This is a genomic window from Paenibacillus sp. FSL H8-0122 (genome assembly GCF_038005345.1).
Taxonomy (GTDB): domain Bacteria; phylum Bacillota; class Bacilli; order Paenibacillales; family Paenibacillaceae; genus Paenibacillus_AQ.
Map to the genome: position 1 here is coordinate 7,416,522 of NZ_JBBOTB010000001.1, position 23,565 is coordinate 7,440,086.

The window sequence follows — 23,565 nt, forward strand, 5'->3', positions numbered from 1 at the left end:
CCCTGCCTTAGTATACTGCCCAAAATCAGCAGGAACTGTTATAATTGAGATTATGAGTATATCTGTTAAAGGAGCCCTGAGATGAAGATCCGTAAAGCGATTATTCCTGCTGCCGGTCTGGGAACCCGTTTCCTGCCTGCGACCAAAGCGATGCCCAAGGAAATGCTGCCAATTGTAGACAAACCCACGATTCAATATATTGTTGAGGAGGCGGTTGCTTCCGGGATTGAAGATATCATTATTGTGACGGGTAAAGGCAAGCGTGCAATTGAAGACCATTTCGATAATTCATTCGAATTGGAATTCAATTTGGCAGAGAAGCAGAAGTGGGAGCTGCTGGAATCGGTGCGCAAATCCTCAGAGATGGCCGACATTCACTATATCCGCCAAAAAGAACCGCGCGGCCTGGGACATGCTATCTGGTGTGCACGGAAGTTCATCGGTAACGAGCCCTTTGCCGTCCTGCTGGGGGATGATATCGTGGAGTCGAACAAGCCCTGCCTGAAGCAGATGATCGAAGTGTACGAGCAGTACAGATCCTCCATCGTCGGCGTTCAACCCGTACCTTGGGAGGATGTTTCCCGTTACGGGGTGGTAGACGGATCTGAATTAGCAGAACGTGTCTATAAAGCCAACCGGCTTGTAGAAAAGCCTAAGCGTGAGGACGCTCCATCCAACCTGGCGATCCTGGGACGTTATATACTGACTCCGCGTATCTTCGATATGCTGGGTGAGCAGCAGGTAGGTGTAGGTGGGGAAATTCAGCTTACTGATGCTATCTCACGCTTAAGCGAAGTGGAGCGGATAATAGCTTACGACTTTGAAGGCAGACGGCATGATGTCGGCGAGAAGATGGGTTTTATCCAGACAAGCATTCATTACGCGCTTCAGCATGAGGAGCTTAAGGAAGGGCTGCTAGAGTATCTGAAGGAAGTTATTGAGAACGAGGAGAGACTGATTAGCAGGTAAAAAACTATGTTTTGGGATTGGTCGTGACTAGAGAGATTTTTTGTGTTAGGAATTCCGGTCAATCTATTTACACTTATGTTCATACTTATTGCTTTCCCCCCTTTAATCATAAAAAAGCGGCCCACTGTACTCAGACAGTAAGCCGCTTTTTTGTATATCTGTTCTGTTATTCCGATCAGTACTGCGTATTCACAACAGCCTCAATGGCTGCGGCCTCAGCCGGATCTGCGGCAACCAGCTTGTCATAGACTGGCTGATCGACTGCTGCTCCTGCTTTCTTCAGTGCCGCCAAATACCAGCGGGCTACTTCGCGGTTAGCGGTATCACTGTAATCGTCACTTAAACCAAGCTTCAACGTAGCAGCAGCCACATCATTTTGTCCTGAGATGACCTGTAGCTTACCCACATTTAGTGCAATGGCAGGGGTAACTGAGAAAGGACGGCCCTGCAGCTGCTCAGGAGGCAAGGTTTTTAAATGCTCTACGCCATCCACAACATGCTTATACGCATCCAGTCCAGCGGTGAGGTATTCCTGTTTCTTGGCCTCATCCTTCTGCTCACTAGCTGCTGTAGCAAGTGTCTGGGCACGATTTATCAATGACTCATACCAAGTGATATCCCAGTTGAACTTGTAGGCATTGTCACTGTATACTGCCAATGCCATGTCAGGTTGGCCCTTCAGATCGTAATAGCTGGCCAATTGAGCCAACAGATTTTTGTTGTAAGGCTCATCTTTCAGAGCGCGCGTCAACACATTGGATGCTTCAGACAGATATTGCTCATCTTGAATTTGCTTGAATACCTGCATGTCAAGAGTGGACAAGTATAATGCTGCTTCCGGATGGTATGGACGGGCATCTAATGCTTTGACCAAAGGAGTTTTGATCTCCTCATAGGAAGTACTAACCGAAACTAAATTTTTACCCTTGAGAGCAGCATCGCTGGACCCGATGTAGTTGATCGACAGGAACAGCAGGAATATCGTCCCGATGGTCAGTACAGCCATGTATCCCATCCGAATTCCGGCTTTATTCCAGCTCTGGCGGAGCGGTTTGTTATCTATTACAGCGCCCATTCCAGCTAAACCGATGAACACCAGAATACCCATAAATGCATAACTCATATTAAAGTCCAGCAGACTGTGTACAAGGATAGATAGCGCAATAATGTAGAAGAAGAACCCGTTATTGAACTCATCCTTGTCACGCTTCAGGTAGGCACGGATGTATTTGAAGAAAATATATCCGATAAAGCCCATAAACACAATGAACCCGACAATCCCGACTTCGATTAAATACTGCAGGAAGAAATTATGGACCTGACGGCTTATATAAGGGTTGTTCTGGTACTCTTCGTATAAGGCAGACCAGCCACCCCCGCCTGATCCGAGAACCGGATAATCTTTCACTACCTTCATAGCATCCTTATAAAAAGTAAAACGTTCTAATACACTATGCTGTTTGAAGTTAATGTTCTCCAGGCGAGTCTCGATATTATCCGGTAAAATACTTTTCAAGCCTGTCCCGATCAGCAAGAAACCAATGATAGCCACAGCTACAACTGAGCCAAGTGGAATCCAAAGACCCGTGAATTTACGGGTTTCCGAGCTACTCAGCTTGTCCTGCAGCCAAGGAGCCATATAACGTTGAGTCACCCAGCCCAGAGCTGCCACCACCGCTGAGGCTCCAAGCAGGTAAGCCCACGCCTTAAGCGCAGCCGAGGAGTTAAAAGCCGAGTTTAGTTCTGTTCCAAGTGTGGTCAGCGGGTTGGTAACCAGCAGAGCCGCAAGGCCAGATAGCGCAAGATGAATAATCCAGAGAATCTGCTGCGCAGGCTTTAGGAACAACAGGAGCAGGATGAACACTACAGGCAGCATGACAAGTCCCCCACGGGACAAGGTCAGCAGAAGAGATACGATAATCGGTACCAGCATGAAGCTGTGCGTCAGCGTACCATACCACTTTTTGGAGCGTACCAGGGCATACACTGCCACGAACAGGAATGCCATGAGGAAGGCTGCATAAGTATTGGCATACTGGAAAATGGAGGTCAGACGCAGCCCGTTAGAGTCCGTCATTACTGCATCTAAATATTTACCATCACGCACCGTATTGGAGAACCAGCCTATCAGCCCCCCGGCAAATTTCCAGCTGCCAAGCCAGTTCAGCAGACCGAAACCGACGATGAAATAAGCGATCGCCAGAATGGCATTTTGAATGACAACATTTAGTTGCTTTTGCTGGAGCAAATATAACGCTATAATGAATATTGCGACATACATGCTCTGTACAAACAGCAGGTTCATCGCCATATAATGCGAAGCAGCGCCAATAAGCGACAACGCATAGGTAGCAGGCAACAGCAGCGAGGCCACAGCCAGCGCATCACGCTGTCCCTCCAGTCTGAACTTGGTGAAGTATAGGCCTATCCACACCAGCAGCATCAGGCTACTTAGGAGTGAAGACAGATAGATAGGCTTCTCAAAGTCAATCTGCTGCCCATTAAATAATCCTACTTGAAACGGGGCCCAGACCAAAAAAACAATGAACCCTATCGCTAACGCCCATATGTAACTGGATATCTTTTCAACATTTCTCGACTGAACCGCATTTTTACCGTATACTGGTTTCGACACGTTTATAATCTCCTTTATCTGTAGGTACGAGGATATTTTAGCATATGAGACATGTCTCGGCCAACATAGGAGCAGTAGTTAGTTTTTAGGATGATAATTATTGCGATTTAGTTATAAGTATCATTTGCTAATACAAAATTACTAATACCAAATTCATTATAGTTAGGGAGAAAAAAAGTGAGAAATTTTTTAACATTGATTAGACAGAATAGACATTTGATGAAACAGTTAGTTAAACGGGATGTATTACAAAGATATAAAGGTTCTTACTTGGGAATATTATGGTCCTTTGTTACACCTCTCTTTATGTTGGCGATCTATACATATTTCTTTGGCTTCGTATTTAATAATAGGTGGGGAGCATCTGCCTCTGATAATAAATTTGAATTTGCTTTAGTATTATTTTGTGGCTTAATTGTTTTTAACTTCTTTTCTGAGGTAGTTACGAAGTCACCAACACTAATGATCAGTAATACCAATTTGGTGAAAAAAGTAGTTTTTCCTTTAGAGATTTTGTCAATAGTATTAATGCGGTCTGTTTTAGTGCATACAATTATCAGTATAGGGATTTTGGTAGTAGGTCTGTTGTTTATTGGTTCTCTTCATTGGACTATCATTTTTTTACCTCTCGTGTTTTTGCCTATCGTTTTATTTGCAACAGGATTTTCATGGCTCTTATCCTCTTTAGGAGTATTTATAAGGGATATTACACAACTAATTGGTCTAGTAATGCAAGCACTTATGTTTCTTAGTCCTATATTCTATCCAATAAGTATCATTCCTGAAAAACTTAGATTTTTATATTACTTTAATCCACTGACGTATGTGGTTGAAGATATGAGGAGAATTTTAATGTGGGGACAAGTTCCAAATTGGAAATTTACTATCTTAGGTCTAGTCCTAGGCTCTATAGTATTTGCATTAGGTTTCGTCTGGTTTAGAAAGACAAAGGGAGGGTTTGCAGATGTCCTCTAATGCTATTGAAATTAATGATATTAGCAAATCATTCTTAATGTATGAAAAACCAACAGATCGTCTGAAGCAGTTCTTTGTAAAAGATAAAGATAAACTAAAAAATCAGTTTTGGGCCCTGAAAAATGTTAACTTTCAAATTCCAAAAGGTAAAACTATAGGTATTATTGGGAAAAATGGTTCCGGCAAAAGCACTTTGCTTCAATTAATAGTAGGTACAATGACTCCGACTCAAGGGAATATTGATGTTGACGGTAGAATTTCTGCACTACTAGAATTGGGGAGTGGATTTAACCCGGAATTTACAGGGCGTGAAAATATTTATCTTAATGGAGCGATCATGGGGCTTTCAGAGACTGAAGTGAAAGAGAGAGTTCCTCTTATAGAGAAGTTTGCCGCCATTGGAGACTTTATAGATCAACCTGTTAAAACATATTCCTCTGGGATGTATGTAAGACTTGCGTTTGCTTGTGCAGTTAATGTCGATCCCGACATTTTGATTGTTGATGAAGCCTTGTCTGTAGGGGATATGCAATTTCAGTTGAAATGTATTGAGAAAATGAAAAGTTTTAAAAAAGAAGGGAAGACAATTTTATTTGTTAGTCATGATACCTATTCAATCCGTAATTTTTGTGATGAAGTTATTTGGATGATGGACGGACAAGTTCATATGAGGGGAGATGTGAATGGAGTCTCTCAATTATATGAGGATTATATGAAAAATATGTTGGATATACCCGATGAATCATCTGATACTCAACAAGAAAGTATAGATTTTCAAAGTAATACTTTAACAATTGGAGAAGTGAAATTCTTCAATAAAGATATGCAGTCAACGAAGCAGTTTCAATTTAATGACGATATTATAATTGAAGTGAGTTATGAGTTGCATCAGAGTATTGAAAATTTAGTTGGGGGTATTGCAATATTCGATAGGGAAAACAAATATGTTTGTGGTCTCAACACGAAATTAGACCAGTATCCACTTCCTTCTAAATCAGGAACGTATAAACTAGTGTTGACTTATGAAAAAATTTCTCTTTTACCTGGAACATATTATTTGGATATAGGCTTCTTTGAAAGTTCTGGTTTAATTAGATTGGATTACAAAGCGAGGTATGCTTCTTTTAATCTAGGCTCTTCTTCCTATTTTGCTGAGGGTTTATTATTTCTAGAACATTCTTGGAAGGTCGAGGAGGATGGAAGTTGAAGTATCATTATTCTGTAGATTTAGAAACGGATACTCCACTATCGGTAATACTAAGGAATGTGAAGCCGAATTCAAAGGTGTTTGAGTTTGGACCCGCAGATGGCTACATGACAGAGTACTTGAAGAATGAGTTAAAGTGTGAAGTATACTGTCTGGAAATTGATGAGTTAGCAGCCGCCAAAGCTGAAATGTTCTGTGACAAGATGATTATAGCTGATCTGAATAAAACAGAGTGGTTAGAACAATGTGAAGATCAATTCCAATATTTTGATTATTTGATATTTGCAGACGTCCTAGAGCATCTGGTGAAGCCCGAAGAGATACTGGGGAACTTAACTGAGAAATTATTAAAAGATGATGGGAAGGTTTTAATCTCTGTTCCCCACATTGGGCATACAGCTGTAATACTACAGCTAATGCAAGGGAAATTCGAATACAAAGAAACAGGGCTATTAGACAGAACACATTTAACCTTTTTTACTCGCGATAACTTGGAAAAACTACTCCTTTCAGCAGACTTGTCATTGCTGGAACTTCATAAGATTTGTATGTTGCCGGAGCAGACAGAATTGTCAAGTAGTTATAGTATGGTTCCAATTGCAATAGAGGAGTACTTGAAAAATAAAACTGATGCTCATGTATATCAATTCGTTACTGTTTCAGAAAAAAACAAGTCTAAGAAATCTGATGATTGTAAGGATTATATTGAAAAAGAGAGTTATAGATTTGCGAATTTTATACAATTGTTTTGGAACACAGGTGAGGGATTCAAAGAACAAAATTCAAAAAGACTTCCACTGCAAGCAGATGGGGAATACCATAATTATGTCTTTGAGTTTAAGTTGGATGAAGGGGATTTGATGTCACTTCGTTTAGATCCAACTAATTTCCCCAGCTTTGCAAATCTACGTTCTTTTAAAGTGTGGGGCATGGATGCCGTTACTAATAAATTAGAGGCTATTGAAAATAACAATTTAGTAGCCATTCATGACTTGGAAATCGAAGTTCATAAAGACGGGTTGGATTTGTTCTCATTTGGTGAAGATCCTCAATTACAAAAAGATTTTATCCATGAAAATATGGAGAACTATAAGCTGTTTCGTGTTCAGGTTGAGATGTTATTTGAAACAAAACTTAAGCCCCAGTTATTATATAATCTCCAAAAAAGATTAGATGATCTCAGAAATACTAATGGATTAGAAGAAATGGCTAAAATGATTGCAATTCTGCAGCTAGAACTAAAGACATCAAACAATCTCATAATTAATTTGTTCGATGCCCAGAATGAGAAATTAGAATTTATGAACCAGTTGAGTAATGAGTTAGAGTCTATTAACCGAAAAAATATAGAACTTGAATTAGAGATTAGTAGTCTGAAAAGTTCATTTTCATGGAGAATAACTTCTATATTTAGGTATATAAGGAGCTTATTTAGCTAAATTTTAGGCAGGAGAGGGACTATCATTGAAAACTTTAGATATTATATTAATATCGTATAATTCTGAGAAATGGATCAATCAGCTTTTAAAGAGCTTATACAATCAAAATTATCCTTTAAATAAATTACATTTAACTTTTGTTGATAATTGTTCAAACGATAGAAGTAGAGAATTAATAGAATCATTTGATGGAAAAGAAGATTTTGGTGGCTATGAATACCATTTTTTAGATAAAAATCTCGGGTTTGGTAAAGCTAATAATTATGGAGTTAAAAATACGAATCAAGATTATGTCTTTTTCTTGAATATTGATACTGAGGTTGACAAAAACAGCATTATAGAACTCATGAAGGCTGTCGATAACTCTGATGATAGTATTGGGTTGTGGGAAGCGAGGCAATTTCCTTACGAGCATCCTAAAATCTATAATCCTGTAAGTATGGAGACAAGTTGGTCTAGTGGTGCTTGTTGTTTAGTTAGAAGAGACTATTTCACACAAATAGGTATGTTTGATGAGAAGATTTTTATGTATGGTGAAGATGTTGATTTAAGCTGGAGATTTAGAGCTCATGGCTTTAAGCTGATATATGTGCCTAAATGTATAATTCATCATTATACGTATATGAGTGCAAATGAAGTTAAGCCTAATCAATTTTATAATAGTACATTCATGAACTTGATGCTTCGTTATAAGTTTGGAGATATTAAGGATATTATTAAGGGCCATATTATGTATGGTGGATTACTTGTAGTTAAGGGACCTTCCAAGAATCATAAGGCTAAAGTGTTCAAAAATATAATTCGTGCCCCTTTTGAAGGATATAGGTTTAGAAAGTGGAAATTTAAAAATGCAAAATCAGTTAGATTTCAAGCTGATTTTAAAATATGGGATTATGAAATTATAAGAGAAGGCGCATTCTACATCAATGAAAAACCTGAAAACACGCCTCTTGTGTCTATTCTAATAAGAACATGTGGAAGACCTAGTGTATTGCGAGAAGCTTTGATAAGTGTTCGAAATCAGACATACAGCAACATTGAAGTTATTGTAGTTGAAGACGGTCCAGCTATCTCAGAAAGTTTAATATTAAAGGAATTTGCGGATCTAAATATAGTTTATAAAGCTACGCATGATAGGGTTGGAAGATGTGTAGTCGGTAATATAGCAATGGAAACAGCTACGGGAAAATATTTTAATTTTCTAGATGATGATGATTTACTCTATGCAGATCATGTTGAAGTTTTAATTTCTCAATTGCAGAAAAATCCCGACAAAAAGGCTGCTTACTCTATAAGTTTTGAGGTTCCGACGGAAATCACTTCAAGGGATCCTTACCAATACAAAGAATTATTTCACAACGTTCAACACAGACAACCATTTAACAGATTGGTGCTGATGCATCATAATTACTTCCCCATTCAAACGGTTTTATTTAGCAGAGAGATTTATGATGATTTAGGTGGAATAGATGTTGAGTTAGAGGTTCTAGAAGATTGGGACTTGTGGTTAAAATATGCTTTGAAATACGATTTTTTGTATGTAGAGAAACTAACCTCCTTATATCGAATTCCTTCAAGTGTAGTGAGTAGTACAGAGAGACAAGAATTGTTTGATAAATATCTAATAGTTGTAAGAGAAAAGCACTTTAATAAAAAGTTTGAAATTAATATGGCTTCTATATTTAAAGATGCGGAATATCTATTGAATAGACCCCCAATGTTGATTTATAAAGTTAAAGGACTAACCTTCAAATCTTTTTTCTTTAAAGCCAGGAATAAAATGATTAGATATGCAAAGAAAATACTTAGATAACTGGAAAACGAATATATGAGCTGCTAATGTTATTTATGAACTTGTCATTCTATATGTATGATAATTAATAACATTAGCGGTTATAGATGAGGTAGAGAGGGTTAAATACATGGAGCGTTTTTATTCTAAATTACCAAAGAAAAGTGCATTCATCACAATGATTATTAGCGTAATAATAATATATAGTCCCTTACTCTTTGGTATGTGGTGGTTAAAGTGGGATACGTATGATGCGCTCTTCTCTGTTATGGTTTCTTTGTCAAATCATATAAAACACGGGGATTTACCGTTATGGGAGTTTTATCAATTTAGAGGAATACCATTATCTCACTTACTTGGTGGCCCAATTTGGTCACCACTAACTTTATTACTGGGTTTGATTGGTTATTCTCAATATATATTACAAGTTCAGTTTGTGTTGATTGCGATAATTGCATCAATGGGAGTGTATTTAGCTACAGGTAATTATTGTTCATCGAAATGGGTTTGTTCTGCACTAGGTGTAGCATATGCAACCTGTGGTTTATTTATCGGAAATGCCCAGCATATAACTTTTATTGCTGCTGCGGCCTTAATACCATTTGTACAATATTTTTATCAATTATGGGTAAGAACCTCGGATAAAAGGAATGTGGTTTTTTTAGGAGCCTTTATTGGATTGTTAGTTCTAAATAGCTATCCTGTATTCGTCGTTTTTATTCTCCTCGTATTATTCATTGAATTCCTATTTGATATAGGAGAATATAGGGGGAAATTCACTAGTATTTCTCTCATGCTAAAGAATATATTTTATTCATTATTTATTTTGGTGGTTGTAGTGTTAGGGTCAAGTTTAGTTACCCTTGTAAGCACAATAGAAGCAATGAATTTAATAACAAGATCTTCTGTCGGGTGGGGTGCGGCAACTATTAATTCATTGTCTTTTGAAAATTTGATAGGGTTGATATCTCCCAAATTCAATCAATTATCCCCTTATATTAGTAATGCTGATGTATCAATGACCAATATGTATATCTCATTACCGATTACTTTATTTATTTGTATTACTCGGTTTAGTAAGAAAAATATAAAGTTGATATTTTTAGTATTGCTAACATTGTCGTTGTCGCTTGGTAAAAATCTATTTATCTATAAAATGGTATATAGTTTCATACCATTTGTTGATACTTTTAGGTTTCCTGCAGGATTACGATTTTTGTTTTTCTTTTATTTAATAATGCTGGTCGCATCTAGCTTGAGTTCGATTGATTTATATTATGAAAAGTATAAACGGTTGCTCTTAACCAGTAGTCTGTTAATACTAATAATACTAGCACAAATTACTTTTCTAAAGTTATTTGTTAACCTGAAGTTTGATCTGCCCTCAGGGACTAGAAAAGAGTTGTTTTTTTCATTAATAATATTGATTTTTTATTATATTTCAGTAAAAAAAATATCTAAAAATTGTGCTGATATTTTATTTTTTACTTTTGTATTGATATTTTCTTTCCAAGGAGTATTTAGTAATGGTACTTACACCTTGGGGACTAAAGATCGACCAACTTCATATACTACTGCTATTGAAAATATGTATAATTCCCCTGGGAAAATTAGTGTGTTAAATAAGTATATTGATTCTAAACCATTTCCCGTCGCCTTCCCTTATACAGTATATTCTCAACAATTTCAAAACGGAGGATACATAGGTGGTTTTGAATTGAAAAATTTTAATTCTGCCTATTCACTAAACTTACTGCCACAAAAGGATGATCCAGTTTTGTGGTCTAGTATTAACAATGAAGATAGAATTAGTCCTGATTATATTTACGTTAACGGAAATAAGATAGGTGGAGATTTTTATTTGGATAAATCTGGGGTAGTGGGATTGACTCAGTCATATTTTAAAGGATGGAATGTGAAAGTAGATGGAACAACCGCCCCTTTAAAACTAAATGAAGATGGTACAATGGGCGTGCTAGTAAACAAAGGGAGTCATGAGGTTGAATTTGAATTTAGCCCTCAAGCTCTCATTATTAGTTTTTATATTACTATATTTGTATGGTTTACATTATTGCTATATGCACTTAAATTAATACCGAAGTTTCGTGTCAAGCTTAATTAAGAATAATTATGGAGATGCGTAGGGGGGAATAATTTAGCGTGTTAGATTAGGGAGGTATTGAGGAATATCTCCGTTGCTTTTCCCCGACTGATTGAATAGCAACTTCTTTATCTATGTTAAATAGGCGTTTTTTCTGGAAAATCCTAGATTATTTTGGTTGTTTATTGACCTTACTGATAAGGAGAGTGCATTGTGGATATTAAAACTGTAACTGTAATCGGCGCAAATGGAACAATGGGGTGCAATGTTTCGGGAATATTCGCATCTTTTGGTAATTGCAAAGTGTATATGGTTTGTCGAGATATTATTTCGGCTGAGGCTGCGGCAATTAAAGCGACAAAATCTGTAAAAGCAGAGGCTATAAAAGTGAATTTAATTCCTAAATCTTACTGTGATTTAGAGGAATGTATTACTGATTCTGATTTAATATTTGAAAGTGTAGCAGAAAACTTAGAAATAAAGAAAGACGTTTATTTAAAAATACTTGAATTTATAAAACCTAATACAATAATAAGTACTGGAACTTCCGGCTTATCAATAAATGAGCTTTCTGAGTGCTTTCCAATAGAACTTAGATCTCAATATGTAGGTATACATATGTATAACCCTCCATATAATATGAGCCTTTGTGAAGTGATACCATCCAGGGTCACAAATGAAACTATGCTTAATGAATTGAAATTATACTTGAAAGATATCCTTAATAGAAAAGTTGTAGAAGTTAAGGATGCACCTGCTTTTTTAGGGAACAGAATAGGCTTTTATTTCATTAACGAAGCATTAAGATATGCAGATCTGTATAAAGATAATGGGGGGATAGACTACATTGATGCTATCCTGGGCCCATTTACTGGACGGAGCATGGCACCTTTAGTTACCTCTGATTTTGTTGGACTTGATGTTCATAAGGCGATCGTTGACAACTTGTACTATAACTCTAAAGATTATGCACGAAGTTCATTTGAAATGCCTGACTTTGCTATTAATCTTATCAAAGACAACAAATTAGGTAGGAAATCTGGAATTGGTCTATATAAGATTGAACGGCAGGCTGACGGCAAAAAATCAATATATGTGTATGATGTGCTCTCTGATAACTATCGGCCTAAAGAAGATTACGTGTTTACTTTTGCTAAAAATATGGTTAGAGAGCTGAGAATAGGAAACTACAATAATGCATTTGCAGTTCTAATAAACAACCATTCTATAGAAGCTAAAATATGTACTGAATTTCTAATTAAATATGTTTTATACGGAATAACTGCTGCAAAAGAAATTGGTGAAAGTGTGCATTCTTGTGATGATGTTATGGCATCTGGATTTGATTGGGCACCTCCCCTTTCGGTGATAGAGGCTTTTGGGGGCGTTTATGAATTTAAAAAACTTGCGTATAAGCATTTAGGTAATCAATTAGAAGATAGCTTTGACCTTAATATTTTATTAGAAGATATCCCAAGTTCGAATTATGATTATAGACCATTCTTCAAAGCAAAATGAAAAATCTATGTATTAATAAAGGGGGGGACTTTATGAAGAAAGTATATGTGTTAGGCGGGGCACAAACAGATTTTGGACGGAACTGGAGCAAAGAAGGGAAAGGGATAATCGCCCTCTTAAAAGAGGTTATTGATGATGGGTTGAAGAATATTGGGGTTACTTATAACGATATTAAAAATTTAAACAAAGAAGGTAGAATTGCTTGCTTCGTAGGGAACTTTATTGGTGAGTACTTTGTAGACCAAGGCCATTTAGGGGCTTTATTAACCGAGGTTAACGATGCTTTTTATGGTGTTCCTTCTGCTAGATATGAAGCTGCATGTGCATCTGGATCTGTTGCACTAGATGCAGGTATAACGAAGATAAGAGCAGGTGATTATGATCTAGTATTGGTTATTGGGTGGGAACTTATGAAGACAGTGGATTCTAAAACATGTGGTGATTTTTTAGGTAGAGCAGCATTTTATGAAAGTGAAGCGAAAAATATTGACTTTCCTTTTCCAAAATTATTTGGGCGACTTGCTGATGAAACAGTGAAAAAATATAATTTTGATAACAAACAATATCTTGATTGTTTAGCGAAAATCTCTGTGAAGAACTACAATAATGCAAAGCGAAATCCTAATGCTCAAACCAAAAAGTGGTTTATGAATGAGGAGCAAGCTAGAGAGAGAGGGACAGCTACTAATCCTACAATTGGTGGAATGCTCGGTACTTCAGATTGCTCCCAAGTGACAGACGGGGCGGCATTTGTAGCATTATCATCAGAAAAAATAATAATTGAGTTTGATAAAGTAAAAGAAGGATGTCCTATTGTAAAGGGATGGGGACATCGTGTAGCACCTATGAAGTTTGAAGAAAAGATGAAAGAAAGCATTAATAATGAGTATATTATACCTTGGACAAGACAAGCAGTAATGGATGCATATCGAAGAGCCAATATGACAGTAGACGATATCGACTTTTTTGAAACTCATGATTGTTTTACTTCTAGTGAATTCGCTGCAATTTCTGCTTTTGGTATAACTGAACCGGGGAAAGAATTAGAAGCAATTCAATCTGACCTAACATCGTTTAATGGAGCTAAACCTGTGAATCCAAGTGGTGGATTAATTGGGTGCGGTCATCCTGTGGGGGCAAGTGGGGTGAGGATGTTTTTAGATCTCTACAAGCAACTAACAAGACGTGCTCTAGGATATCAATTGGAAACTGCTAATAATGGTATGATGCTTAATATTGGTGGAAGCGCGACTACTAATTATACATTTATCGTTGGGAAAGACGAATAACCCCCTTAGTATATAATAAGTTATTTTTATTTTAGGAGATGGTTGTGTGATTAATACATCGACAAAAATCGGACGAAATGTTGTTATAAAAGAAGGTGTTTTTATTGGTGAAAATGTAACTATTGAAGATGAAGTGTATATAGATTATGGATGTATTATAAGGGATAATGTTCACATTAAAAGAGGAAGCTTCATAGGAGCAAGAAGTATTATTGGAGAATATCTCTTTGACTTTTATAGAGATAGAGTTAATAAGAGCCATCCTTTAATAATCGGTGAAAATGCGTTGATTCGGACGGAAAGTATTATATATGGAGACACTGTTATTGGAGAGAATTTTCAATGTGGACATAAAGTTACTATTAGAGAAAATAGCAATATTGGGAATAATGTAAGAATAGGGACCTTATCCGATATACAAGGAGATTGTACAATCGGTAATTATGTAAGTTTGCATAGCAATGTTCATATTGGGCAAAAAAGTGAAATAAAGGACTATGTATGGATTTTTCCATATGTGGTGTTAACAAATGACCCAACTCCACCTTCAGATGAATTGTTAGGTGTGAAAATTGAGTCATTCGCAATAGTTGCAACAGGAAGCGTGTTGTTACCTGGTGTGATGATAAAAGAAGATGCTTTGATAGGTGCTGGCTCAATTGTTACAAAAGATGTTGCTGAAGGTGCAGTAGTAGTTGGTAATCCAGCTAAAGAGATTGCTAAAGTGCACCAAATAAAAAATAAATTTACCGGTGAATCCGCGTATCCTTGGAGGAATTATTTTAAAAAGGGTATGCCATGGGAAGATACAGACTACGAAACATGGTATAAAAACTTGAATATAGAGGGTATTTGATAATTTAAATGTTGTTATATATCTAAGGCAACATCATTAAAAGTTCTAATAGTAGCGAGGAGTGGGCTTTAAGTTGGAGATGAATATGATAGAAAGTTCAATTATTAACAATAAGAAGATGGGCGATGATAAAGGCTATTTAACGGTTATAGAGGAACAAATAACCGTTCCTTTTGATATTAAACGTGTGTTTTATATTTATGGTACCCAAGAGGACGTTAGACGTGGATATCATGCCCACTACAAGACAAGACAGGCCTTGGTAAGCGTTTCTGGAAGTTGTAAGGTTTATTTAAATAATACAAAAAGAAAAACTGATATATTGTTAGATTCTCCTACAAAAATTCTAATCCTTGAGCCTAACGATTGGCATGAAATGTATGATTTTTCAGAAGATTGTGTATTGCTTGTTCTAGCTTCTCACTTATACGACGCTGAAGATTATATTCGAGACTATGAAAAATTTATTGAATTCTATAGTGGAAAATCATAATGAAAATTTTTGTATAAGTACTATTTAAAGGTTTCTTTTGGAACTACTCTAATAGAAATAGGTGGATTATCATGATTCCTTTCCTTAATTTAAAAGAAATTAATTTACGCCATGAGGATGCGATTATGGCTAACATGAAAAGTTTTTTGAATTCCGGATGGTATATTTTAGGGGAGCAAGTAAAAGCTTTTGAGTCCGAGTTTGCAAGTTATTGTGGGACGACGTATTGTCTTGGAGTAGCTAATGGGTTAGACGCACTGGAACTAATTATTAGAGCTTATGAGATAGGTTCTGGTGATGAAGTAATTGTGCCATCAAATACTTATATCGCTTCCATACTATCTATTTCTGCAAATGGTGCTACACCTGTGTTAGTAGAGCCTAACTTACTGACATATAATTTAGATCCTGAAAAAATCGAAGAATATATAACTCCTAATACAAAAGCCATTATGGTAGTTCATCTTTATGGACAGGCATGTAATATGGAGCCAATAAAGCATATTGCAGAAAAATATAGTTTGAAAATAATTGAAGATTGTGCCCAAGCACATGGCGCTGTATATAAGGATTATAAAGTTGGAGCTTTAGGGGATGCTGCAGCGTTTAGTTTCTACCCTGGGAAAAATCTTGGAGCTTTAGGGGATGCAGGAGCCATAACAACCAGTGATGAAAAACTGTATGATACTCTTCATGCTCTAAGAAATTATGGATCACAAAAAAAATACGAGAATATTTTTAAAGGATATAATAGTAGGTTAGATGAAATACAAGCTCCTATATTAAGTACTAAATTAAAATACTTGGACCAAGATAATGAATATAGAAGAACGATTGCGGATTTCTATCTGACCAATATTAAAAATGAACACATTGTGCTACCAAGTGTAGAAGAAGGCCCATTATCACATGTTTGGCACGTATTTGTTATTAGAACTTTGGATAGAACACATTTTATTAATTATATGAGCGACAATGGAATACAGACAATGATTCATTACCCAATCCCCCCGCATAAACAAGAAGCTTATAAAGAATGGAAAGATTTGAAGCTACCAATTTCCGAGAAAATCCATTCAGAAATTTTGAGCCTTCCAATCAGCCCTGTATTAAATATGGCTGACGCGAAAAGAATTGTGGAGGTTGTAAATGAGTACAAACCGCATTAAATTATCGATAGTTGTACCTATATACTACAACGAGTTGAACATCCCACATACTATTCCGAGATTGCAAAATTTGGAGAACATTATACCCGATTGTGATTTTGAGTTTGTGTTTGTAGACGATGGATCGAAAGATAATTCATTTCAGTTGCTACTTGAGGCAAAAAGTTACGATTCTAGGATTAAAGTTATTAAACTTAGTCGTAATTTTGGTTCGATGTCCGCTGTACAAGCAGGTTTGAATTATACTACAGGTGACTGTGTTGGTATTATTTCTGCTGATTTGCAAGACCCTCCGGAAATGTTCAAAGACATGATTGAGCATTGGAAATTAGGTAAAAAAGTCGTTCTTGCCACTAGAGAAGATCGTGAAGAGTCATTATCTCAAAAAGTGTTTTCTAATACTTATTACTATCTGTTAGAAAAGTTTGCTTTAAAGGGATACCCTAAGGGTGGTTTTGATTTTTTATTAATAGATAAACAGGTTGTTTCTGAAATTGTGGAAATTCATGAGAAGAACACAAACATTATGAGCCTTATCTACTGGCTTGGTCATGATCAAGTACAACTTCCCTACGTTAGACAGGAAAGGAAATTTGGTAAATCTAGATGGACACTTTCGAAGAAACTCAAGTTGTTTATTGATTCTTTTGTTAGTTTCTCATATTCACCTATCCGCTTTATGTCCCTTATAGGAGTTATTACTGCGATTTTAAGTTTCTTTTATGGTGTATTTGTAGTGATAGGAACTTTATCAGGTTATATTAATCTTCAAGGATGGACAACAATCATCGCTTTAATAACTTTTTTGTTAGGAATAATCATGATTATGCTGGGTATTATAGGTGAATATCTTTGGAGGATTTTAGATGAAAGTAGAGAAAGACCAACCTACGTTGTTGATAAGACTTTTGAATAAAGAATTTTTAAAATTTGTTATAAGCGGAGGGATTAATACATTAGCCACTTACTTGGTGTATTTACTTCTTCTCTTATTTCTTAATTATTCCTTATCATATACAGTTTCTTATATTTCAGGGATATTTCTTTCTTATTATTTGAATACAGTTTTTGTATTCAAAGAAAAGGTATCATTTATTAAATTTCTTAAATTCCCTATGGTGTACTTGACTCAGTATTTAATAAACATACTTATGTTGTACGTTTTAGTTGAACATCTAGGATTATCGACAAAAGTAGTACCTTTAATAGTTATTGTAGTTACTATTCCTATTACGTATGTTCTTTCTAAGTTAATTATAAAAAGTAAGTGAAAGATAAAGTGGACTAATATTATTCCCAGTATAATGAGCACTGCATAGTATGGGATTGTATGGCACCGAATGTTACTCACGAGTTTTTCGTTTTCAGTTAACGATGAGCGGTAAAGGATATTAATCTGTTTCCGAATTAATCTATTGATAAAGGTGGGTACAAAATGAAACTCCTCATTACCGGCGGAGCCGGCTTCATCGGCAGCAACTTCGTAATCTATATGCTGCAGCAACATCCTGATTACCAGATCGTCAACGTTGATGCGTTGACTTACGCAGGAAATCTGGAGAACCTGAAATCGATTGAGAATCATCCGAACTATACGTTTGTGAAGGCAGACATTACTGATGTAGCGGCGATGGATAAGCTGATCGGTGACGGTGTGGATGTAGTGGTTAACTTTGCTGCTGAGTCTCATGTAGACCGGAGTATTCTGGAGCCGGAAGTGTTCGTGAAGACGAATGTGCTGGGCACTCAAGTGCTGCTGGATGCGGCTAAGAAATATAGTGTGAATAAGTTTGTTCAAGTGTCCACGGATGAGGTCTATGGATCACTTGGTGCTACAGGTCTGTTCACGGAAGAAACACCGCTGACGCCGAACAGCCCGTATTCTGCAAGTAAAGCAGGCGGAGACTTGCTGGTGCGTGCTTATCATGAAACCTTTGGGTTGCCAGTTAACATTACCCGGTGCTCGAATAACTATGGTCCTTACCAGTTCCCGGAGAAGCTGATTCCGCTGATGATCTCGCGTGCGCTGGCAGATCAGGCTTTGCCTGTGTATGGAGACGGAATGAATATCCGTGACTGGCTGTATGTTGAGGATCACTGCAGCGCAATTGATCTGGTTATTCATGAAGGCGTGAATGGTGAAGTGTACAACATCGGCGGTAACAATGAGCGGACGAATGTGCATATTGTGAATACTGTGCTTCAAGAGCTCGGCAAGCCGGATTCGCTGATTTCGTATGTTCAGGATCGTCCCGGACATGACCGCCGTTATGGCATTGATCCAACCAAGATTACGAACGAGCTGGGCTGGAAGCCTAAGCACACGTTCGAAACTGGCATTAAGGAAACTATTCAGTGGTATCTGAATAACAAGGAATGGTGGACCCGCATTCAGTCTGGTGAATACCAGAAGTATGCTGCACTTCAGTACGGCAGCCGTCTGGGAGACTCCTTGTAATGGCGAAGACGAAGGTACTGGTTACAGGGGCTGGTGGGCAACTGGGGCAGGATCTTATGCTTTTGCTTCAGGGTCAGGATTATGAGGCGCTAGGCTGTGACCGTCAGGAGATGGATATTACTGATCTGGACCAGTGCCAGGAGATCATCGGGGCTTTTAAGCCTGATGCTGTCATTCATTGTGCGGCTCACACGGCAGTGGATGCAGCTGAGACTGATGTGGATGCAGCGTACCTGATTAATGCTACAGGAAGCCGGAATGTGGCGCTGGCTGCTGAGAAGGCAGGGGCTAAGCTGGTCTATATCAGCACGGATTATGTATTCGATGGCATGGGGGAGCAACCTTACCATGAATATGATAATACCGACCCCAAGAGTATCTACGGGAAGTCCAAGCGTGCCGGAGAGGTATTAGTCCAGTCGTTATCCTCCAAGTATTTCATCGTACGTACCTCTTGGGTCTATGGCAAATACGGCAATAACTTTGTCAAAACCATGCTGAAGCTAGGGCAGGAAAAGCCGTTGCTGCAGGTTGTCGATGACCAGAAGGGCTCACCTACGTATACGGTGGACCTGGCGAGATTCTTGCTTGAGCTTATCCAGACTGAAAAGTATGGAGTGTACCACGCCTCGAACACAGAGTCTTGCACATGGTATGAATTCACCCAGGCCATCTTTGCGGAAGCAGAGGAACTTCTGGGGCTGAAGTTTACAGCGAAGCTTGAACCTTGTGGGACGGAGCAATTCCCCCGTCCGGCGCCTCGCCCACGCAACTCGGTGATGGAGCATCTGGCGATCCGTACCAACGGGTTCCAGGATATCCGTCCATGGCGTGAAGGATTGAGAGACTTTTTGCTGGAGCTGAAATAGCTGCAGGATATGTTGAAGAACCCCTAATCCATCTTAATGGTTAGGGGTTTCTTATTCTAATTTGATAGTCTTGATGAGAGCGGTTCAACAACCTTCCATAGCCCGGCACCTCTCTTTTCGTTATAATGGGGAGTAACACGTTCGACTAATCAATATATGGAACTCGAGGTACCCCATGAAACTTAAAACGGTCAGTGTGCATATTGTTACTTATAACAGCGCAGATGATATTGCGGATTGCTTGTCGGCTGTGCTGGCTCAGAATTATCCGGTCAAAAAGATTGTGGTAGTGGATAATGCTTCCACGGATGGATCGGCGGAGAAGGTGAGGGCGTTCTATCATGAGCTTACCCAGGGATCAGCGCGTATGCGTATCGATCCGTTACACTCCGTTGACGAAGCAGTAACCTCATCATATAACGCAGCATCAGCCAACTATGTAGGAAGTTTGGAGAGCCCCCCGAGCCCAACCCTCGTCCTCCTGGAAAATGAACATAACACCGGCTTCGCCTTCGCACACAATCAGGCAATTGCCGGTACTACGACCGATTATGTGCTGGTGTTGAATCCGGACCTTACGCTGGCCCCGGATTATATATCCAAGCTGGTTGCCCGGATGGAAGCCGATTCCCTGATCGGGAGTGCCACAGGCAAACTGCTGCTGAAGGCGGATCATTCGCTGGTGGATAGTACCGGACTGCGGATGAATAAGGCGCGGAGGGCTTTTGACCGTGGAGCGGGAGAGCCTGCCGACCAGTGGAATGAGTCTGGCGAAGTATTCGGTGTCTCCGGTGCGGCGGCGATGTACTCGCGGCGGATGATTGAGGATATCAGCGTGGAGGGGGGATTTTTCGACGCGGATTTTTTTGCGTATAAGGAAGATGTAGATGTGGCTTGGCGTGCGGAATTGTTCGGCTGGAAGGCCTACTATGATGCGGAAGCGATAGGCTACCATGAGCGGGGCTGGAAGACATCGGGGCGGAGTGGTAAAGCGATGTTCATCAAGCGGATCTCCTATATTAATCGGTATAAAATGATATACAAGAACGAGCCCTCCCGCACACTGCTGCTCACTCTGCTAAATTCTCTTCCTTACGAGATCGCCGCACATGGCTACTCGCTATTGAAAGAGCCTAAGCTGTTAGGAGCCTGGATCTCCTTCTTCGCACAGAGAGCTGCCCTGAAGCGCAAGCGCCAGTATATTCAGGAGAAGGCAAAGCGTCTGGGCAGAGGGGCGGAATAAGAGAGTTTTCGATAAAACCTTGAAAGGGCTGGAGTGTTGGCGGACGCTGGTTGCTGCCAGCAATGAAGCTGACCGAGGAATGACGGATAGCCTTGTAAAAACCTCCCTGAATAGGCGCTGCCTATCAGCGGGGTTTTTGTGTTATAATAATTGTCGATAGATTACTATATTTGTCAGGAGAGTATAGCAGTGAATGTAGATGTTAGTATATTGATTCTAAATTACAACACATGCCGCCTGACGATGGATTGTCTGAGGTCGGTATATGATTCGGAGACAAGGTATTCCTATGAAATTATTCTAGTAGATAATAACTCCCAGGATGACTCGGTGGAGATGATAAGCAAGGAGTTCCCGGAGGTGCTGTTAATCGCCAATTCGGAGAATGTAGGCTTTGCCAAGGGGAATAACCAGGGGATGGAGGTCGCCTCCGGGCGTTATGTGCTGCTGCTCAATTCAGATACCGTGATCCGTAAGGATACGCTGGAGACGATGCTTGCGTTCATGGACAGCCGCCTTGATCTTGGCGCGTCCGGGTGTAAGGTGATTTTGCCGGACGGGTCGCTCGATAAGGCCTGCCGGAGAGGGTTCCCGACCCCTTCTGCGTCGTTCTATTATGCCTTTGGCTTCAGTAAGCTGTTCCCGGACCGTCCGAAGTTCAACGGTTATCAGCTGGGCTATCTGGACCCGGATGACGAATATCCGGTAGATTGTCTGGTTGGAGCGTTCATGCTGCTGCGCCGGGAGACGATTGAGCAGGTGGGCGGGCTGGATGAGACCTTTTTCATGTATGGAGAGGATCTGGATTGGTGTTACCGGATCAAGGAAGCGGGCTGGGGGATCTATTATTATCCGCAGACATCCATCGTACATCTGAAGGGTGGGAGTGCGCGCCGCAGACCGTTCAAGATTGTGTATGAGTTTCACCGGGCCATGATTTTATTTCATAAGAAGCATTATAGCAGCCGCTACAACAGTATGATAAATGGAGCGGTCTATGCGGGCGTCGGCGTTAAGTTCACTCTGTCGCTGCTGCGCAACGCATTGATTGCCCCGCGTAAGGTACCTACACCCGCACAGAGTTTGAATGTTCCCGGGGAAGCCGGTATCCGCAATGAATCGAAGGCTGAGGTGAGATTATGATGCGCCGGAATCAAAAGTTTTTGACCCAACTATATATGGTAGCCGACTTTATCGTGATCCAGTTGTCCTTCCTTGCGGCCTGGTGGCTGAAGTTCAAGAGCGGCTTGCTGGAATCCTACCGGACGCTGCCTATAGAATCCTATGGGTACTGGAGTATTATCTATGGGGCCATAGCCGTACTGATCGGTATTGTAGTGTCTCTATACTTGCCTAAGCGGAAGAAGCGGTTCATTGATGAATTCGTCAAAATTTTTCAGGTACATGTTATGGGTATTTTTATTCTGCTTGGTCTAATGTTCTTCTTGAGAGAAATTGATATCTCCCGGCAATACCTGGCGATCTACATGGGCTTCAATATTCTATCCATTATGCTGTACCGTTATGTGCTGAAGAAGATGCTGAAGTCGCTGCGTGAAAAAGGCTTCAACCGCCAGTTCGTCCTGATTCTTGGTGCAGGCACATTGGGTAAAAGATTCTATAACAACCTGGAGCAGTATCCGGAGCTGGGCTATGAGGCCATCGGGTTCCTGGATGACTTCCATCAGTGGGATGGCATTGAGGAGCAGCGGTATAAGCCGATTCTGGGTACAGTGGATCAGTTGGAGGCTATGCTGGAGATGCTTCCTGTCGATGAGGTGATTCTGGCGCTACCGCTGGATGCCCACTCGAAATACCCGGCTATTATTGCAACTTGTGAGAAAGCCGGGATGCGGACGCTGATTATCCCTGACTTCTTCGATTACCTGCCGGCCCGTCCGTATTTCGATAACTTTGCCGGGATGCCGATGATTAATGTACGCGATATTCCGCTGGATATGGCCGGGAACAAAATGGCAAAGCGTGCGTTTGATATTGTATTCGCCTTGTTCGCCATTCTCATGCTGTCTCCGGTGATGCTGATTGTTGCGCTCGGAGTGCGCCTGACTTCACCGGGACCGGTGATTTTCAAGCAGGAGCGGGTGGGCCTGAACCGCCGTAATTTCATGATGTACAAGTTCCGTTCCATGAAAATGCAGACGGACGGTGAAGTGGACACAGGCTGGAGCACGAAGGAAGATCCGCGCCGGACCCGCTTTGGTACGTTTATCCGCCGAACGAGTCTGGATGAGCTGCCGCAATTCTTCAACGTGCTGTTCGGGCAGATGAGTGTGGTTGGTCCGCGGCCGGAGCGCCCTTATTTTGTAGAGCAGTTCCGCGGCGAGATTCCGAAGTATATGGTTAAGCATCATGTGCGGCCGGGGATTACCGGCTGGGCTCAGAGTAACGGTCTGCGCGGGGATACCTCGATTGAGGACCGGATCAAGCATGATATTTTCTATATCGAGAATTGGTCTCTGCTGTTCGACATCCGGATTATTGCCAAGACTATTCGTAATGGCTTTAAGAACGCTTATTAATACACGATCTTA

At 39.7% G+C, this 23,565-nt stretch carries 19 protein-coding genes; 18 read left to right on the forward strand and 1 reads right to left on the reverse strand.

Annotated elements, in window-relative coordinates; all coding sequences use genetic code 11:
• Positions 1 to 81 precede the first annotated feature (81 nt).
• Complete coding sequence (gene galU / locus NSS64_RS31860; protein ID WP_339311798.1) at positions 82 to 969, forward strand: UTP--glucose-1-phosphate uridylyltransferase GalU; 888 nt, start codon at positions 82 to 84, stop codon at positions 967 to 969.
• A 175-nt stretch (positions 970 to 1,144) separates the two neighbouring features.
• On the opposite strand, the gene NSS64_RS31865 is transcribed toward galU, so the two are convergent.
• The gene (locus NSS64_RS31865) at positions 1,145 to 3,604 is read right to left on the reverse strand and encodes an O-antigen ligase family protein (protein ID WP_341142711.1); all 2,460 of its coding nucleotides are present in this window, start codon (positions 3,602 to 3,604) and stop codon (positions 1,145 to 1,147) included.
• 177 nt (positions 3,605 to 3,781) lie between these two features.
• Between NSS64_RS31865 and NSS64_RS31870 the strand changes: the two genes are divergently transcribed.
• From NSS64_RS31870 to NSS64_RS31950, 17 genes are all read left to right on the forward strand, one after another.
• Positions 3,782 to 4,579, forward strand: a complete 798-nt coding sequence (locus tag NSS64_RS31870) for an ABC transporter permease (protein ID WP_341142712.1) — start codon at positions 3,782 to 3,784, stop codon at positions 4,577 to 4,579.
• Positions 4,569 to 5,786 carry an ABC transporter ATP-binding protein gene (locus NSS64_RS31875; RefSeq protein WP_339251685.1) on the forward strand — a complete coding sequence of 406 codons (1,218 nt, stop codon included), beginning with the start codon at positions 4,569 to 4,571 and terminating at the stop codon, positions 5,784 to 5,786. Before NSS64_RS31870 ends, NSS64_RS31875 begins: the two co-directional genes overlap by 11 nt.
• Positions 5,783 to 7,225, forward strand: a complete 1,443-nt coding sequence (locus NSS64_RS31880; protein WP_341142713.1) for a class I SAM-dependent methyltransferase — start codon at positions 5,783 to 5,785, stop codon at positions 7,223 to 7,225. Before NSS64_RS31875 ends, NSS64_RS31880 begins: the two co-directional genes overlap by 4 nt.
• A 25-nt stretch (positions 7,226 to 7,250) precedes the next feature.
• The gene (locus NSS64_RS31885) at positions 7,251 to 9,038 is read left to right on the forward strand and encodes a glycosyltransferase family 2 protein (protein ID WP_341142714.1); all 1,788 of its coding nucleotides are present in this window, start codon (positions 7,251 to 7,253) and stop codon (positions 9,036 to 9,038) included.
• 109 nt (positions 9,039 to 9,147) lie between these two features.
• The gene (locus NSS64_RS31890) at positions 9,148 to 11,139 is read left to right on the forward strand and encodes a YfhO family protein (protein ID WP_341142715.1); all 1,992 of its coding nucleotides are present in this window, start codon (positions 9,148 to 9,150) and stop codon (positions 11,137 to 11,139) included.
• 192 nt (positions 11,140 to 11,331) lie between these two features.
• Positions 11,332 to 12,636 (forward strand): 3-hydroxyacyl-CoA dehydrogenase family protein, encoded by a 1,305-nt coding sequence (locus NSS64_RS31895; protein ID WP_341142716.1) that lies wholly within the window; start codon positions 11,332 to 11,334, stop codon positions 12,634 to 12,636.
• 32 nt (positions 12,637 to 12,668) lie between these two features.
• Positions 12,669 to 13,925 carry an acetyl-CoA acetyltransferase gene (locus tag NSS64_RS31900; protein ID WP_341142717.1) on the forward strand — a complete coding sequence of 419 codons (1,257 nt, stop codon included), beginning with the start codon at positions 12,669 to 12,671 and terminating at the stop codon, positions 13,923 to 13,925.
• A 46-nt stretch (positions 13,926 to 13,971) separates the two neighbouring features.
• The gene (locus NSS64_RS31905; protein WP_341142718.1) at positions 13,972 to 14,781 is read left to right on the forward strand and encodes an N-acetyltransferase; all 810 of its coding nucleotides are present in this window, start codon (positions 13,972 to 13,974) and stop codon (positions 14,779 to 14,781) included.
• Between the two features lie 79 nt (positions 14,782 to 14,860).
• Positions 14,861 to 15,274: a sugar 3,4-ketoisomerase gene (locus NSS64_RS31910; RefSeq protein ID WP_341142926.1), complete on the forward strand. Its 414-nt coding sequence runs from the start codon at positions 14,861 to 14,863 to the stop codon at positions 15,272 to 15,274.
• Between the two features lie 71 nt (positions 15,275 to 15,345).
• The gene (locus tag NSS64_RS31915) at positions 15,346 to 16,443 is read left to right on the forward strand and encodes a DegT/DnrJ/EryC1/StrS family aminotransferase (protein WP_341142719.1); all 1,098 of its coding nucleotides are present in this window, start codon (positions 15,346 to 15,348) and stop codon (positions 16,441 to 16,443) included.
• Positions 16,424 to 17,359, forward strand: coding sequence for a glycosyltransferase family 2 protein (locus NSS64_RS31920; protein WP_341142720.1), 936 nt, complete (start codon positions 16,424 to 16,426; stop codon positions 17,357 to 17,359). Before NSS64_RS31915 ends, NSS64_RS31920 begins: the two co-directional genes overlap by 20 nt.
• Positions 17,310 to 17,714, forward strand: coding sequence for a GtrA family protein (locus tag NSS64_RS31925; RefSeq protein WP_339220606.1), 405 nt, complete (start codon positions 17,310 to 17,312; stop codon positions 17,712 to 17,714). The genes NSS64_RS31920 and NSS64_RS31925 overlap by 50 nt, the downstream gene beginning before the upstream one ends.
• A gap of 164 nt (positions 17,715 to 17,878) precedes the next feature.
• Positions 17,879 to 18,901 (forward strand): dTDP-glucose 4,6-dehydratase, encoded by a 1,023-nt coding sequence (gene rfbB / locus NSS64_RS31930; protein WP_341142721.1) that lies wholly within the window; start codon positions 17,879 to 17,881, stop codon positions 18,899 to 18,901.
• Positions 18,901 to 19,770, forward strand: coding sequence for a dTDP-4-dehydrorhamnose reductase (gene rfbD / locus NSS64_RS31935; protein WP_341142722.1), 870 nt, complete (start codon positions 18,901 to 18,903; stop codon positions 19,768 to 19,770). Before rfbB ends, rfbD begins: the two co-directional genes overlap by 1 nt.
• Before the next feature lie 175 nt (positions 19,771 to 19,945).
• Positions 19,946 to 21,013 carry a glycosyltransferase family 2 protein gene (locus tag NSS64_RS31940; protein WP_341142723.1) on the forward strand — a complete coding sequence of 356 codons (1,068 nt, stop codon included), beginning with the start codon at positions 19,946 to 19,948 and terminating at the stop codon, positions 21,011 to 21,013.
• A gap of 189 nt (positions 21,014 to 21,202) precedes the next feature.
• Entirely contained in the window at positions 21,203 to 22,156 is a 954-nt protein-coding gene (locus NSS64_RS31945) for a glycosyltransferase family 2 protein (protein ID WP_341142724.1), read from the forward strand.
• A complete protein-coding gene (locus tag NSS64_RS31950; protein ID WP_339311784.1) occupies positions 22,153 to 23,553 on the forward strand; it encodes an undecaprenyl-phosphate glucose phosphotransferase in 1,401 nt (466 codons plus the stop codon). The genes NSS64_RS31945 and NSS64_RS31950 overlap by 4 nt, the downstream gene beginning before the upstream one ends.
• Positions 23,554 to 23,565: the final 12 nt, after the last annotated feature.

What these genes read in the sequence shown, in the direction of transcription:
- NSS64_RS31890 (WP_341142715.1), top strand. Translation starts at nt 9,148, where the DNA reads ATGGAGCGTTTTTATTCTAAATTACCAAAGAAAAGTGCATTCATCACA.
- NSS64_RS31900 (WP_341142717.1), top strand. Translation starts at nt 12,669, where the DNA reads ATGAAGAAAGTATATGTGTTAGGCGGGGCACAAACAGATTTTGGACGG.
- NSS64_RS31940 (WP_341142723.1), top strand. Translation starts at nt 19,946, where the DNA reads ATGAAACTTAAAACGGTCAGTGTGCATATTGTTACTTATAACAGCGCA.
- NSS64_RS31915 (WP_341142719.1), top strand. Translation starts at nt 15,346, where the DNA reads ATGATTCCTTTCCTTAATTTAAAAGAAATTAATTTACGCCATGAGGAT.
- NSS64_RS31910 (WP_341142926.1), top strand. Translation starts at nt 14,861, where the DNA reads ATGAATATGATAGAAAGTTCAATTATTAACAATAAGAAGATGGGCGAT.
- NSS64_RS31950 (WP_339311784.1), top strand. Translation starts at nt 22,153, where the DNA reads ATGATGCGCCGGAATCAAAAGTTTTTGACCCAACTATATATGGTAGCC.
- galU (WP_339311798.1), top strand. Translation starts at nt 82, where the DNA reads ATGAAGATCCGTAAAGCGATTATTCCTGCTGCCGGTCTGGGAACCCGT.
- rfbB (WP_341142721.1), top strand. Translation starts at nt 17,879, where the DNA reads ATGAAACTCCTCATTACCGGCGGAGCCGGCTTCATCGGCAGCAACTTC.
- rfbD (WP_341142722.1), top strand. Translation starts at nt 18,901, where the DNA reads ATGGCGAAGACGAAGGTACTGGTTACAGGGGCTGGTGGGCAACTGGGG.
- NSS64_RS31920 (WP_341142720.1), top strand. Translation starts at nt 16,424, where the DNA reads ATGAGTACAAACCGCATTAAATTATCGATAGTTGTACCTATATACTAC.
- NSS64_RS31875 (WP_339251685.1), top strand. Translation starts at nt 4,569, where the DNA reads ATGTCCTCTAATGCTATTGAAATTAATGATATTAGCAAATCATTCTTA.
- NSS64_RS31925 (WP_339220606.1), top strand. Translation starts at nt 17,310, where the DNA reads ATGAAAGTAGAGAAAGACCAACCTACGTTGTTGATAAGACTTTTGAAT.